Below are 14,137 nucleotides of genomic sequence, written 5' to 3'. Positions count from 1 at the left end.
GCGGGGAGGCGAGGCCTCCGGTCGCCGGCGCAGCGGGGCGTGGCGCCCCTGACACGGGCAGGACGGAACCGGACGGGGCCCCTGGGGGGCCACCCCTTCTCGACAGGTTGGCGCGGACCTCCTTCCACGTCGCCGGTCAGCAGGGATGGGCCAGGGTCCACGGGTCGAGGCGCGCTTCCAGCTCCTCCTCGGAGAGCAGTCCCCGGCGCCTGGCGAGTTCCCTCACGGACAGACCGGTGTCGAGGCTCTCCTGCGCCAGCTCGGTCGCACGCTGGTAGCCGATGACGGGATTGAGGGCCGTGGCGAGACTCGCGGAGCCTTCGACCAGCTCGCGAAGGTGCTGCTCGTTCGCCTCGATGCCCTGGACACACCGCTCGGCCAGCAGGCGGCTCGCCGCGTCGAGGCGGTTCAAGGAGTTGAGCAGCAGGTGCACGATCAGCGGCTCGAAGGCGTTGAGCTGGAGTTGGCCGGCCTGGGCTGCCGCGCAGACGGAGGCGTCGACACCGATCACCTCGAAGCACACCTGGTTCACGGCCTCCGGGATGACGGGATTGACCTTGCCGGGCATGATGCTGGAACCGGCCTGGAGGGCGGGCAGCCTGATCTCACCCAGGCCCGCTCTGGGGCCGGAGCACAGCAGCCGCAGGTCGTTACAGATCTTCGCCAGCCGGACCGCGTACTGCTTCAGCGCGCTGGAGAGCTGGAGGAAACCGCCCATGCCCTGCGTGCCCTCGATCAGGTCGCGGGCCGGGCGCACGGGGAGGCCGGTGATCGCGGCCAGGTGCGGCATCACCGCCTGGGCGAATCCCGCCTCCGCGTTGAGACCGGTCCCGATGGCCGTCCCGCCCAGATTGACCTCGAGCAGGGCGCCCGAGGCCCGGGTGATCACTTCGGCGTCGTCCCGGACAGTGAGCGCGAAGGAGTCGAACTCCTGCCCGAGGGTCATCGGCACCGCGTCCTGGAGCTGCGTCCTGCCGAGCTTCACCGTCTTCGCGAAGGTGCCGCCGCGCTCCGTGAAGGCACCGGCCAGCACGCTCATGCCGTCGAGGAGCCGGCCCGCGGCCGCGTGCAGGGCGAGCTTGACAGCGGTCGGGAAGGCGTCGTTGGTGCTCTGCGAACGGTTGACGTCGTCGTTGGGGTGCAGGTGGCCGTAGGCGCCGCGCTCGCGGCCGAGCAGCTCCAGGGCGCGGTTCGCGATGACCTCGTTGGCGTTCATGTTCGCCGACGTGCCGGCCCCTCCCTGGAACACGTCGACCACGAACTGGTCATGGAGCCGTCCCTCACGAATCTCCTCGCACGCCCGGATGACGGCGTCCGCCTGTTCAGAGGTGAGCACACCGAGATCCCGGTGTGCCGCGGCAGCGGCCGCCTTGACCGCCGCGAGTGCCTCCACCAGCTCGGGATGCGCCGACAGGGCGATGCCAGTGAGCGGGAAGTTGTCGCGAGCGCGCAGCGTGTGGATGCCGTAGTAGACGTCTTCCGGCACCAGGCGGTCACCGATCAGGTCGTGCTCTGTGCGCTGCAAACTCACTGTCGCGGCCTCCGGTCTCTCTGGGGCAGCACACCCTGCCCCCCAGTACCAATCATTACACTCAAGCATTCAAGAGCGCTATACGGAATACGCGTTACTTGCAACGGGTGCCCGTCGACAGCGAAAGGGCGGACGCAGGGGACGCCCACGGGCGGGGCGGTACACAACAGCCGACCCTCGACGAGGTCACGCCGCCTCGGCAGGACCGGCCGACCGCCCGGTCAGAGGCTGCGGCTGATCATCGAGAGCGTCACATCGAGGGCGAGCCGGACGTCACGCTCGGGCAGTTCACGGAGTGGTCCGTCGATGAGCAGATGACTCAGCCCGCGGACCGCGGACCAGGCCGCGTACCCGGCACCCTGCCGCCGGTCGGCCCAGCGCCCCTGCCCGTCAGGGCGTCCTCAGGACAGAACATCGTTCTCGGAACGGCCTGTCTGGACGCCCTGGCGATCACCCTCGACACGACGATCGTCGACGTCACGCCTTCCGAGCTCAGCCGGCAGCTGGACGTCTCGACGCGTGACCTGCACTGGATCGTCGGCGCCTAGAACCTCGCCTTCGCGTCCCCGCTCCTCACCGCCGGGGCGGTCGGCGACCGCTTCGGCCGACGCCCGGCCTCCTGGCAGGCCTCACCGGCAGGCGTCGCACCGTCCCCACCGGCATGGGATCCGCAAAGGGCCCCCGCGCGCCGAACACCGCGGACGGCACACAGGGCCCTTCTCGCCGACCGGCCGGAGACGGCGAGAGCCACTCCTCCACCTCGGGGCCGACGCGAGCCACTCGGCTCCTGGCGGCGACATTGCCACCGCTTCCAGGCGATAGCGGCGCCGGCTCCTACTGCGCTGCCGAGGATCTGCGATGGCATGTTTGCGAGGAGCCCTTCGAGGGCGAGGTTCAGCAACTCGTGCATGTCAACTTCCCCTAAGTCGTGGTGACTTGCTCTGTGAGACCAGGGTGCACGAGGCTGTGACCTGCTAGGACGCATGGAGACGGACAGCTACGGATTCCCACGAACCCGAACGTAATACGAAGCAATCCGACGGCTGCGTACGAGGTGAGATGCTGGTGGACGGTTCTGGACGGTTCTGGACGCAGGGGGCGTGTTATGGGGAAGCCGGGTCTGTTCAAGAGGCCGGAGTTGCCAGAGGGGCCGCTGAAGGCTCTGAATGATGCGCTGCACACACTTCACCTCTGGGCGGGGCGACCGTCTCTGAGTGTGATGCTCCAGGCCATGGATGCGTCGACACGGGCCTCGCGAAGCACACTCCATGCCGCGTTCACCAGCCCGGTACTACCGAGCCGGGACGTCTTGGACTCACTTGTTGAGGTCTTGGGTGCGCGTGCCCGCAGAACCACTCCAGAGGAGCAGATCGATCGGTTCGATGCCCTGTGGCAGGCGGCGGCAGTGGACGAAATCGCCGAACTCGTCGCAGACGTGCCGTCGCTCCCCGTGGAGCTTCAGGAGTCCGTAGCGGAGGCTGTGCGGGGCGGGCTTGAGTATTGGAAGCTGCCAGGAATGTTGCCTGAGGGGCTCAACGTGCCGACACAGCCCACCGTGCGACCTGAGCATGGAAGTGAGTCGCGCGACCTCCGAGAGCACCTTTGGGCATCGAGCCCCGACACCGTCGCTGACGTTCTCGTCTTCTTGAGGGACATTCGGGCGCGCGAGCAGGAAGAGCCGCAAAGGGGAGGGGAACTGGTACTGGCTAAACTGATGCTGGATCAGGGCCTCTTGAAGGACTTCTCCGGGATCATGGAGAACTTCCGAGACCAGCGCGAGTCTCTCGCCACGATCCGCTTGGATCCCTCCGACGTCGGGGGTGCGAAGACCGTAGACCAAGACGATCAGGCTCTCCATGCATACCGCGTCTCGCCATGGGAGCGCGACGTTATGCCCCCAGGCCCAGCCGGCCACGGAGGACATCCGCTCGCTTGACGCAACCCCTCCATCGCAGATCCGGATGATGCAATGCGTGCGGGCGGCGGTCAGGTCGTGGGCCCGGCTCGGGAGAGCCAGTGAGACCCGCAACACGTGCCCGCCCGGCTCGGTGGCGACCTGGACGCTCACGCCGTGCCGGCGGTGCTTGACTGAGTAGTCGGCGCGGCTGTCGCCGACGCGGTCACACTCATCCTGCCGGCGGTCTCGGAGGACGGAAAGCCGTTCGACCCCGGCACGCCGTACCGCGTGCGGGTGATCGCCCCGGGCGGGGCCTCCATCCGGTGCGGTGCCCGGGCTCACGTTGGCAGGTGTCGCCTCCCTGGAACGGACGAAGGGGCCGCTGGACGCGCTCGTCGTCTCGGGCGGGCTGGGCGTCGGACGGTTCGCCGCGGACCCCCGCCTCGTCGGCCACGTCCGGCGCCTCAGCCGCGTAAGCCGCCGGGTCGCATCGGGCTGTACGGGCGCGGCCGTGCTGGCCGCGGCAGGTCTCCTCGACGGCCGACGGGCCACCCCCCACTGGCAGTTCGCCCCACACCTGGCGGACACCTACCCGGATGTACGGGTGGACCCGGCGCCCCTGTGGATCCGCGACGGCAACGTGTACACGTCGGCCGGCATCACCAGCGCGCTGGACCTGACCCTGGCCTCCATCGAGGGGGACCACGGCCCGGAGCCGGCGCGCCGGGTGGCCCGGCACCTCGTCGTCCACATGCAACGACCCGGCGATCAGCGTCAGATGAGCGTGTTCACCGCGGCACCGCCGCCTCGCGAGGGCTCCGTCCGCGTCCTCGCGTCCTCCATCGCCGCGCACCCGAACGACGACCTGAGCACGCCCGCCCTCGCCGCTCGCGTCGGGAAGACCCCCCGTCACCTCACCCGGCTCTTCACCAGGTACCTCGGGGAGCCGCCCGGCCGGTACGTCCGGGGCGTACGCACGGAGACGGCCGCACACCTCCTCCTGTCGAGTTCGGTCCAGGCGAGCGCCGTGGGGCGCACCTCCGCAGCGGTGCGCCCCGGAGGCGGTCAACCGGTCGGCAGGCCCAGCCCGTAGTAGGTGACGTGGTAGCCGTCCACGTACCCCGCCTCGCCACCGATGATCAGGTCGGTGGGATCGCTCGCCCCCGCCGCCCTGGCCGTGGCCACGAGCATCTCGGCGAGTGCGCGGCCCTTCGGCTCGCCGGGGCCGCCCGCGTCCACCCGCCACACCGGATCGTCGTCACCGAAGACCGATGCCGTGTGCGGGAATTCGGCGACCGTGCCCCAGCCGAGTGCGGCCGGATCGATGTCGTCCGGAGCGAAGCAGGCGATCGAGAGCCGGTCACCGCACACCACGTCGAAGAGGAGGGGTGCGCTTCGACCGTCGCGCCCGTAGAACGGCATCCCGATCCGGATCCCCAGGGCGCTGGTTTCGGCAGGAAGCACCCCCAGGAACTCCCCCAGCGTGCGGGTGACGGTCTCCCAGCTACGGGCGGTCCAACCGCCGGGGAAGCCGAGGCCGACGTTGGCCTGGTCGCGAGTGCTCCCGAAGAATCCGCTGATCGCGTGCTCCTCGCCACTGCCCTGACGCCAGAACCAGCTCTCGGCGGGGCCGGTGGGCTGCAGGACCAGCTCCGGACCCGACTTCCCGGCACGCAGTTCGAGCGTGTCCGGCCGACCGCGCCAACGCAGGAAGGGAGCGCCCCAGAGCGGCTCGCTGTCGTAGAACGGGCCCATGTCACCGTGCGAGCCCATGATGGACGGCTTGCCCAGCGCCGCGGTCACTTCCTCCTTCGCGGCGAGGAAGGCCGCAGCCTGAGCCGCGGCGTCCGGCCCGGGAACAGCCACCGGGACCGCGAGCTCCACGTACGACTCGCCGTCGACGTGCCGCTTCTCGTAATCGCCGACCGGGCGCAAGCGGGCATCTCCCGAGGACCGGCCAGTGATCAGCACGGGAGCGTCCGACGTACCGCCCCAGGCCCACCCCAGTTCGGCCGCCACAGCCCTCACACCTTCCGGTGTCCAGCCGTCCGTGTCCAGCGCGACGAGTCGCCGGGCGAGGTCCCCGACGGACTCCTCGGCCGCGCTTCCCTGTTGTACGTTCATCGGACCATCGTGCCGCATCCCAGGCTCCCCGCAGGTCGCGCACCGGCAGCCGGTCTCCCCGGCTTCCCCTCCCCAGGTGCCGGCGCACTCCTGGTCCACGCCGGCTGGGCGTACGGCAGCCCGGGTGCGTCCTCCGCCGTGGTGGCCGAGTCCCCGAAGGAGCTGCTGAGGGCGTTCGGCACCGACTACCAGCGGGAAGCGGGGATGGCCCCCACGTCGTGGGGGCCATCCGCTTCGGCTATGGGTGTGCGCTTACGGCGCCACCTTCAGGAGCTTGTTCGCCGTGCCGGAGGAGGCGTTCTTGATGGCGTCCGGCGTGGCCGCCCCCGTCAGTGCGGCGGCCGTGTCGGCGGGCGTCGCCGTCGGGTGGGCCGCCAGGTAGAGGGCCGCGGCCCCCACCACGTGCGGCGTGGCCATGGACGTGCCGGAGATCGTCTTGACGCCGGTGTCGCTGTCGTTCCAGTCGGACGTGATGTCCGAGCCGGGGGCGTACAGGTCCACCACCGCACCGAAGTTCGAGAAGTCCGACTGCTCGTCGTCCTTGGTGCTGGACGCCACGGTGATCGCCTCGGGCACCCGCGCCGGCGAGCCCTGGCCAGCGTCCGAGGACTCGTTTCCGGCGGCGACCGCGAAGGTCACGCCGGAGGCGATGGCGCGCTGGACCGCCGCGTCGAGCGCCTCGTCGGCGCCGCCGCCGAGGCTCATGTTGGCGACCGAGGGGCCGGAGTGGTGCTGCGTCACCCAGTCGATGCCCGCCACGACTTGCTCGGTGGTGCCGGAGCCGTTGTCGTCGAGCACCCGTACGGCGACGATCTTGGCTTTCTTGGCGACGCCGTGGGAGGTTCCGGCGATGGTTCCCGCGACGTGGGTTCCGTGGCCGTTGCCGTCGTCGGCCGAGTTGTCGTTGTCGACGGCGTCGAAGCCGTGGGTGGCCCGGCCGCCGAAGTCCTGGTGCGAGATCCGGACGCCGGTGTCGATGACGTACGCGGTGGCGCCCTCTCCCCCGCCGTCCGGGTACGCGTACTTCTCGTCGCCGGCCGTCTCGGTCTGGTCGATCCGGTCCAGGCCCCAGGACGGGGGCTTCTCCTGCGTCTCCTTGATGCTGAAGCGCTTGTTCTGCACGACCGTGTCGACGGCCGGGTCGGCGGCGAGCCGCTTGGCCTCCTGGACGGTCAGACCCGAAGCCGAGAAGCCGTTGACCTTGGAGCCGTAGGCGCGCTGGAGGGTTCCGCCGTACTTCTTCGCGAGGTCCGCCTTGTTCGCGGATGCGTCGAGGATGACGACGAAGCTGCCGTCGACGGCGCCCGGGGCGCCGAGTCCGTACACGGTGCCCTCGGCCGGGGCGGCCGCCCCGGCGAGGTTGCCGGCGAACAGCGCCGCGGCGGCGGCACCTGCCACACCTGTGGCTATGGCCGTGTTGCGAAGGCCGCGCGATCGCTTGTGAGTTGCCATGAAAGGGGATCTCTCCTCGTGTTGACGTGTGGGGCGTCAAACGTTCGAGGGAACCCTGTTCGGGTTGGCGGGAGCAAATCAAGACCGAACCCGGGGTAAGCGGTTATTCAACAAGGTTTCTTAATAGACCCTCCGCATCGCCTCCACCTCGCACACGTCGCCACGCCAACCCCTCCCTGAAATGGCCACGTTCTGCGAACCTCGGAGAAGCAAGGAGAGTTGACGTGGAGTCAGTGACCCAGGCGGGTGCTGAGCCAGGCGGCCTGACGTGTCAGGTGGTCCCGTCCGGGACTACCGGTGGCCTTCCTCGCCGCCTCCACACCGTGGCGCGCCGCCGCCGCAAGATCGCTGTCGCGCACCATGGATTCCGTAGGTCCATCACGGGGAAACCCTGCTGAACCAGTCGAACCCGGAAGGAACCGGTGTGCGGCGTTGGCTACGAGCCGTACAGCGGGCGGTGACATCAGCTTTGCCGGAGCCGCGCAGGAAGGAGACCGTGGGCGAGGCGTCTGCACCCTTTACAAGCCGGTGATCGATGCCATCCCGGCCACGGACCAGACCCCCGCCGCGGAAGAGCGCCGAACGCCCAAAACCCTTGCAGCGTGCACGTGTTCTGCTGACACACTGAGGCCGAAGCGCGGAACCGCACAGAGGACCCAGACGCCCATGCTGAACCCACTCGACGCTCCAGACACAGTGTCAGCCGCAGCCGGAACACTCGAGGACCTACTCGACGACGGCAACCCATTCGTGTCGTCCATCGAGCTGTCCCCTGTCATCCCAGTGGCTGGGATATCGCCCGGTCATGACTGGTTGAAGGGTCTCGCTCAAGCCGTGTACGACGCGGGAGCCAGTGGACACCAGGTAGGAACGTCGGTCGTCCCGTTCGAGTCACCACGAGCCTGGCGGGACATTCTCCGCCGAGAGGTGACCGACGGGTTCATGCAGCCCGCCAACAGGTGGCCAGACACCAGCCTGCGCAATCCCGTCGAGATCCGGCGGGCAGGCGAACTCGCCGACGGCATCGCCGACCTCATCGAAGCCCATCTGGGGCCCGTCCGAACCTCCGGTGACGTCGACGGCCCCCGCATCGGCATGGGCACCATATGGTCGCGCCAACTCCTGTTGGTCACCAGCGACTGGGCCACCATCCTCTTCCTCGGGATCGATGACTGAGCATCTTCAGCTTCGCCCCTCCAGGGTGAGGGCGGCTCGGACGACTGACGTCATGGCGTGGGGGTGAGCTGACTCCGGCCAACTGGCTCGAAGTTTCCGAGAGGAGGTCGGCAAGGAAGCGCAGGAACAGGGCGGTTCGGTCGGTGTACCCGACGGCCTGGGCGCGCGGCTGTTTGACGCACGGTCACCAGGCTGAGGAGCCGGCACTGTGCTTCGGGCCGGAAGATGGTCGCGGGGGTGGGAGGCAGGTTCGAAGTAGCATCCCTGCAAGTTTCTCCGGTCGGCACTTCGCCACCCCCGTCGTAGAGCAGTCGGACAGAGGCATCCATGCACAGAGGGCAGAGGACGATGAGTGTGGCTGAGAGTTGGTCCCGCGTGATGGCTCTTCTTCAGCAGCACGCGCCGGCCGATCACGCGGACCTCCCAGGGCCCGCTACTGAGCAGACGCTCGCGGCCGCCGAGGAACGGATGGGGATCTCGCTCCCTGAGGATCTTCGGACGTGGCTGCTGCAGAACAGTCTGGACCTTCCAGAGGAAGACGCCGACGACGAAGTGGCATGTTGCGGCTTCGACGGGTTCCCGGACGAGGGAAGCTTCTTCCTGGGCATCCGGGCGATGGAGAAGCTCCACGCGAACCGCTCTACCCACTGTGGATTCGACCCTCCGGACCAGCCGGACGATCCGTTCTGGCGCAATGAGTGGATCCCGTTCCTGTCGGACCAGGACGGCTGGATGGGAAAGTTCATCGATGTGCGGGACGGGCGTGTCGGCAGCTGGTTCGTGGGTGAGGTCACGGTCACGGGCGAGTACGAATCGATGGCCCAATATTTCGACTCCGTAGCCGAGATGCTGACGAAGATCGCCGATGGAAACCATCCGGTCTGCGCGGTTGCCGAAGGCCGACTCGTCTGGTCGTGAGGCGCTTGTTCACCGCATGCCGGCCATCGCCAGTCCGTCCTCACCTGGACCGCAATGAGCTTCGTCAGCGTTGCCGCTCCAGGGTGAGGACGCCGCGACGATGACGGTCATGCGGCTGGGGCTGCAGCGGGCTTGCGGAGGATCCGCGAGGACCTTGAGTCGCGCGATGCTGCGTTCGACCGGTGCTCGTGCCGCTGACCGGGCCCGGTTGACCGTTCGCCGGGTCCCGGTGAGGTCCCGGTTCGGGAGCCTCTGATCGGTGTGGTCACCCAGGGGCCGGCCCCGATACAGGCGCGGTCGGCGAGGGTCAGAACACCCTGGCGTTCGCAGATCCGGATGATGCGGTGGGTGCGGGCCGCGGTCAGCTCATGGGTACGGCCGGGCAGCGCGGGCGAGATCCACAGCAGCTTGCCCGAGGGGTCGGCTACGACCTGTACGTTCACGCCGTGACGAACGTGCTTCTGGGAGAAGTCGGCCCGGCTGTCGCCTGCACGGGTGCACTCGGCGAGCGTCCCGCCGAGCAGGACGTCATCAGGATCCTCTCGCGCAGGACACGCAGAAGGCCGGATGCCCGGCCGGACAGGTGCTGGACGACGGCTTGGACGTGGGCGTGGGCGGTGCCGACGGATACACCGAAGCCGGCAGCGATCTGCGCGAGCGTGTCGTACCGGCGCGGGTAGACCAGGCCCACGAGTGCACCCTGGTGGGGCGGCAGCGTGCGCCGTCGGCCTTCCTCGCGGGTAACGATGAGCATCGAACCACTCGACCACCGCATGAGGCAGGTCAAGTGCGGCAGGACGGGGAACCAACTAGGCTCCTGTGCTGATGAGTTGATACATCGAACATCTCTCTCAACGGCACAGGAGCCTCGTGCGTTGCGACACATCGGCCCCTCGCCCGATCCCTGGCCACTCTGAAAGAGCCGAGCCGACTGCCCGGCTCCGGTTCTGGTGAGTCAGCGGGCGAGGGAGACGGCGAAAGGCTTGAAGCCGTGTCGCCGCAGGATGTGGGGCACGAGCAGGATCACGGCCTCGGTGGCGCGGGCTGTGGTGATGTCGCCGAGGTCCTCGATCCGTTCGGGCTGCCAGCCCAGGTCTCCGAGCAGGCCGGTGACAGTCTTCTTCGCGTGTCCGTCGTTGCCCGAGAGAAAAGCGGTCGGTGGGGTGGCCAGGGTTTCGGGAGCGGTCATGACCATGAAGAGCATGGTGTTGAAGGTCTTGACCACGTGAGTGTCGGCAAGCGCGGTCTGGAGCTTCTCGGCGAGGCTGCTGCCGGGGTAGCACAGGTCGCCGGGCAAGCCGCCAGCGGCGGCCTGGGTGGCATTGGAGACATCGATGAGGATCTTTCCGCAGACCTCGGTACGCAGGCGACTGAGGCGCTCCAGGGGACTTTCCCCGGGCGTCGCGTTGATCACGAGGTCCGTGGTGCGGGCGGTGGTGCGCTGGTCGGCGAAGGCGATCCGCGGGACGACAGCAGCCATGCGGGCAGCGGCGTCTTCAGGGCTCCGGACGCCAAGGGTGACATGGTGTCCGGCTGCTGAGAGCTTGCCGGCGAGGTTGGCGCCGACGCGCCCGGCACCCAGAATGCCGATGCGGGTCATGCGGTGACACTCCTGGCGGTGCGGGGGCGGGAAAGAGCGGAGACGTCCGGTCAGACGATCGGCGAGAGGACCTTCAGGGCGGCGTCGTGGATGCCAGGGGCGGCGGCCAGGAAGTCTCGGCTGCCGGTGTTCCAGGGTTCGCCCGCCAGGTCGGTGACGGTGCCTCCGGCCTCGGCGACCAGCAGGGCGCCCGCGACCAGGCCGGAGCGGACGTCCGAGAACTGCCAGAACGCGTCCATGCGTCCGGCGGCGACGTGGATGAGCTGCATCGTGGCGGGAACGGACACGCGCACGACCAGGCCGTTGACGAGCATGGCGGTAACAGAGTCACCGATCCGCCGGAACGTGCGCTTGTCCTCGCCGGGCTTGGCCTGACCGGTGCCGACGAGCGCGGCGCCCAGGTCGGTCTTGGCCGACACCTTCAGCGGACGGCCGTTGAGGCGGGCGCCGCCGCCGGCGACGGCGGTGTACGTGTCGCCCGTCAGCGGCAGGTGGACAACGGTGAGGACCGGCTGGTTGTCGCTGACCAGGGTGGCGGTGACGGCCCAGTCCTCCATGCCATGGACGTGGTTGATGTTGCCCTCGGCGGGATCGACGACCCACCACTCCCCCGCCGGGAGCGCACCGCCGGCGAGCTCGTCCTCAGCCCACCGCGAACCCGGCCGGACCCTCAGCAGCGGTTCCCGCAGCACGCCCAGCACCGCGTCGTCGTTGGCGTGGATCTCGCCGACGATCTCGTCCAGGCCCACGCCCCGGGCGTACGAGGTGGAGCGGTCGCGCAGTACGAGGCCGGCGGCCTTCACCGCGGCGATGACGTCGGCCAGGAACGCCGCGTCAGCGTCGAAAGGCATGGCTGTGCTCATGGTGGTCTCCCAGGAGATCGGCAAAGGGGAAGCGGCGTTGGTGGTGGTCTCGCCCCCGCACCTCGAAGGTAGGACGCCCGATTGTTAACAACAAGTGCATGGTTGGCACTTGTAGAGTTACTGTCATGCAACTGGATCTGAACCTGCTCACAGCGCTGGACGCCCTCCTGGAAGAGGGCAGCGTCGCCGGCGCGGCAGCTCGCCTCCACGTCACCTCGCCGGCGATGAGCCGTTCCCTGGGCCGCATCCGCAAGGCCACCGGTGACCCCATCCTGGTCCGCACCGGCCGCAGCATGGTGCCCACCACCCGCGCGCTGGCCATGCGCACCCAGGTCCACACCCTCGTGCAGCAGGCCCACCAACTTCTGTCCGCGCAGCAAGAACTCGACCTGTCGAACCTGGACCGGGTGTTCACCGTGCGCTGGCACGACACCCTGACCGCCGCTTGCGGCACCACCTTGACCACGGCCGTCCGCCATCAGGCCCCCGGCGTCCGACTGCGACTGCCGGCCGAACCCGGGACGGACGACGCCGAGCTGCGCCGGGGTGAGGTCGACCTCGAATCGAGTTCCAGCCCCCCGACACTCCCCGACATCCGCCACCGCCTCGTCGGCACGGACCGGATGGTCGTCGCCGTACGACCCGGCCACCCGCTCACCGAAGGCCCGCTCAGCCTCGAGACCTACGCAGCCGCCGAACACCTCACCGTTTCCCGGCGCGGCCGCCTGCGCGACCCGATCGACGACGCCCTGACCGCACACGGCCTCCAACGACACGTCGCCGCCGCCGGCCCCACCGCCGCCTTCGCACTCCAACTCGCCCTCACCACCGACCTGGTCGTCACCCTCCCCGACGCCGTCACCCGCACGGCCCGCAAACAACTCGGCCTGACCACACTGCCGCCGCCGCTCCCTCTACCCGACGTCCCCCTCTACCTGCTGTGGCACCAGCGCTACGACAACGACCACGCCCACACCTGGCTGCGAGAGCTGACCAGCGAAACCGTCCAGACACTGTTCACACCACCGATCACCACCCCACACCCAACACACAGAGCCCAGGAGGGCATCTTGGACACCAAGTCCGCCGAGGCCAGGCCCGGCAAGTAGCCACCGGCCCAGGCCCAGGCCGAACCGCCAAACCCGGCTCAAAGCATCAAAGAGAACGAGGCCGGGATACGCCCGACCCAGCGGCCACAAACAGCAGTCACAGACCAGGCCAACGTCACGCCGGAACGCCTCGACCACCTCCTCGCGGATACCGCAAGCCCGCACCCCCACCCCCACCACCGGACGCCCAACGGCCAGCCGACGCCCTCCCGATCGGGCTACGCACGAAGGATCGCTTCTGACAGTGGTGCGGCGTGCGGCTACGGCCTGCGCGTCGGCTCTTGCAGGTCATCAGTGCGGCTCTTGACCCTCACGTGACGTCAGGCTGCATAGTCGGTGCCGTGGAAGATCACTGGACCGTGGGGCGCGTGGCCGAGCTGGCCGGCGTGAGCGTCCGCACGCTGCATCACTATGACGAGATCGGGCTCCTGCGTCCGTCGGCGCGGACCGCAGGTGGGTACCGGGCCTACTCGGACGGTGACGTCGAGCGGCTGCGGGAGGTGCTGGCCTACCGCCAGCTGGGCTTCGGGTTGCGGGAGGTTGCGGAACTGGTCGGCGACTCGTCCACCGACGCGGTCGCGCACCTGCGCCGACTGCGCGGGCTGCTGCTGGAGCGGCGCGATCGAGCTGACGCCATGGTGGCGGCCATCGACAGGGAACTTGAGGCACGGGTGAGGGGACTGAAGGTGACACCGGAGGAGCAACTGGGGATGCTCGGTGCACGGCTGTACGACGCGATCGGCGGCGCCTACACAGCGACGCGGCGTACCGAGCCACGGATCGCCGCGCAGATCTTGGACGCGCTCGGGGGCGCGCGGACGGTGCTGAATGTGGGGGCCGGCACCGGCTCCTACGAGCCGGCTGATCGTGAGGTGACCGCGGTTGAGCCGTCGGAGATTATGCGGCGTCAGCGGCCTGCTGGCTCGGCGCCGTGCGTGGCCGCCGCCGCGGAAAGCCTGCCGTTCGAGGACCGCTCCTTCGACGTCGCGATGGCCGTCTCCACTGTTCACCACTGGGGAGACCCGATAGCGGGGCTGCGCGAGATGCAGCGCGTGGCCCGCCGCGTGGTGGTGCTGACGTTCGACACTGACGAGCCCGGATGGCAGGACCGGTTCTGGCTTACCCGTGACTACCTGCCCGAGTTCGCCACCGTCCTCGCAGAATTTCCCTCACTTGCGGGGATGGCCGACGCGATTGGCGCTCGCAATGAGCCGGTGCCCATCCCGTGGGACTGCGCTGACGGCCTGTTCGAGGCGTATTGGCGCAGACCGGCGGCGTATCTGGAGGAGCACGTCCGCCGTGCGATGTCGGTGTGGACAAGGGTCGGGCCGGACGCAGAGCAGCGGGCGGTGCGAAGCCTCCGCGACGACCTCGACTCCGGCCGCTGGGCCGAGCGCAACAGCGACCTCGCCCACCTCGACACGGCAGACCTCGGCCTCCGTCTGCTCATAGCTTGAATAGGCACCG

14 protein-coding genes and 2 pseudogenes are annotated in these 14,137 nt (G+C 69.0%); 7 read left to right on the top strand and 9 right to left on the bottom strand.

Annotation, left to right across the window (positions count from 1 at the left end):
* Positions 1–136 precede the first annotated feature (136 nt).
* The gene (locus tag ACZ3ZE_RS28515; RefSeq protein ID WP_467261312.1) at positions 137–1,525 is read right to left on the bottom strand and encodes an aspartate ammonia-lyase; all 1,389 of its coding nucleotides are present in this window, start codon (positions 1,523–1,525) and stop codon (positions 137–139) included.
* Positions 1,526–1,845: 320 nt separating this feature from the next.
* Here ACZ3ZE_RS28515 and ACZ3ZE_RS28510 point away from each other — a divergent pair, with 320 nt between their 5' ends.
* Positions 1,846–2,079, top strand: coding sequence for a hypothetical protein (locus tag ACZ3ZE_RS28510; protein WP_363291545.1), 234 nt, complete (start codon positions 1,846–1,848; stop codon positions 2,077–2,079).
* Between the two features lie 857 nt (positions 2,080–2,936).
* Positions 2,937–3,467, top strand: coding sequence for a hypothetical protein (locus ACZ3ZE_RS28505; RefSeq protein WP_467261356.1), 531 nt, complete (start codon positions 2,937–2,939; stop codon positions 3,465–3,467).
* Positions 3,468–3,479: 12 nt separating this feature from the next.
* On the opposite strand, the pseudogene ACZ3ZE_RS28500 reads toward ACZ3ZE_RS28505, so the two are convergent.
* A pseudogene (locus tag ACZ3ZE_RS28500) lies at positions 3,480–3,665 on the bottom strand (transposase family protein); the annotation flags it as partial.
* Between the two features lie 91 nt (positions 3,666–3,756).
* On the opposite strand from ACZ3ZE_RS28500, the gene ACZ3ZE_RS28495 reads away from it, so the two are divergent.
* Positions 3,757–4,521, top strand: a complete 765-nt coding sequence (locus ACZ3ZE_RS28495; protein WP_467261311.1) for a GlxA family transcriptional regulator — start codon at positions 3,757–3,759, stop codon at positions 4,519–4,521.
* Here the strand turns inward: ACZ3ZE_RS28495 and ACZ3ZE_RS28490 are convergent.
* The 3 genes and pseudogenes from ACZ3ZE_RS28490 to ACZ3ZE_RS28480 all read right to left on the bottom strand — a co-directional run.
* Positions 4,494–5,552: a hypothetical protein gene (locus ACZ3ZE_RS28490; protein ID WP_467261309.1), complete on the bottom strand. Its 1,059-nt coding sequence runs from the start codon at positions 5,550–5,552 to the stop codon at positions 4,494–4,496. The genes ACZ3ZE_RS28495 and ACZ3ZE_RS28490 overlap by 28 nt on opposite strands.
* Positions 5,553–5,804: 252 nt before the next feature.
* Positions 5,805–7,004, bottom strand: a complete 1,200-nt coding sequence (locus ACZ3ZE_RS28485) for a S8 family peptidase (protein ID WP_467261307.1) — start codon at positions 7,002–7,004, stop codon at positions 5,805–5,807.
* A gap of 230 nt (positions 7,005–7,234) precedes the next feature.
* Positions 7,235–7,360, bottom strand: a pseudogene (locus ACZ3ZE_RS28480) (RNA polymerase subunit sigma-24); the annotation flags it as partial.
* Positions 7,361–7,670: 310 nt separating this feature from the next.
* Between ACZ3ZE_RS28480 and ACZ3ZE_RS28475 the strand changes: the two are divergent.
* Together ACZ3ZE_RS28475 and ACZ3ZE_RS28470 are read left to right on the top strand one after the other, a co-directional pair.
* Entirely contained in the window at positions 7,671–8,180 is a 510-nt protein-coding gene (locus tag ACZ3ZE_RS28475; protein WP_442304830.1) for a hypothetical protein, read from the top strand.
* 378 nt (positions 8,181–8,558) lie between these two features.
* Positions 8,559–9,098, top strand: coding sequence for an SMI1/KNR4 family protein (locus ACZ3ZE_RS28470; RefSeq protein ID WP_467261305.1), 540 nt, complete (start codon positions 8,559–8,561; stop codon positions 9,096–9,098).
* Positions 9,099–9,205: 107 nt separating this feature from the next.
* On the opposite strand, the gene ACZ3ZE_RS28465 is transcribed toward ACZ3ZE_RS28470, so the two are convergent.
* From ACZ3ZE_RS28465 to ACZ3ZE_RS28450, 4 genes are all read right to left on the bottom strand, one after another.
* Positions 9,206–9,622 carry a transposase family protein gene (locus ACZ3ZE_RS28465; RefSeq protein ID WP_467261350.1) on the bottom strand — a complete coding sequence of 139 codons (417 nt, stop codon included), beginning with the start codon at positions 9,620–9,622 and terminating at the stop codon, positions 9,206–9,208.
* Complete coding sequence (locus ACZ3ZE_RS28460; protein WP_467261303.1) at positions 9,538–9,852, bottom strand: helix-turn-helix domain-containing protein; 315 nt, start codon at positions 9,850–9,852, stop codon at positions 9,538–9,540. Before ACZ3ZE_RS28460 ends, ACZ3ZE_RS28465 begins: the two co-directional genes overlap by 85 nt.
* 201 nt (positions 9,853–10,053) lie before the next feature.
* Complete coding sequence (locus ACZ3ZE_RS28455) at positions 10,054–10,698, bottom strand: NADPH-dependent F420 reductase (protein ID WP_467261301.1); 645 nt, start codon at positions 10,696–10,698, stop codon at positions 10,054–10,056.
* Positions 10,699–10,748: 50 nt separating this feature from the next.
* Positions 10,749–11,549 carry an inositol monophosphatase family protein gene (locus tag ACZ3ZE_RS28450; protein WP_363291550.1) on the bottom strand — a complete coding sequence of 267 codons (801 nt, stop codon included), beginning with the start codon at positions 11,547–11,549 and terminating at the stop codon, positions 10,749–10,751.
* Between the two features lie 137 nt (positions 11,550–11,686).
* Here ACZ3ZE_RS28450 and ACZ3ZE_RS28445 point away from each other — a divergent pair, with 137 nt between their 5' ends.
* A complete protein-coding gene (locus ACZ3ZE_RS28445) occupies positions 11,687–12,670 on the top strand; it encodes a LysR family transcriptional regulator (protein ID WP_467261300.1) in 984 nt (327 codons plus the stop codon).
* 359 nt (positions 12,671–13,029) lie between these two features.
* Positions 13,030–14,127, top strand: coding sequence for a MerR family transcriptional regulator (locus tag ACZ3ZE_RS28440; protein WP_361629654.1), 1,098 nt, complete (start codon positions 13,030–13,032; stop codon positions 14,125–14,127).
* Positions 14,128–14,137 lie beyond the last annotated feature (10 nt).

It is taken from the genome of Streptomyces sp. NPDC023157 (genome assembly GCF_055560575.1).
This window is presented reverse-complemented; position numbering and strand designations above follow the sequence as displayed.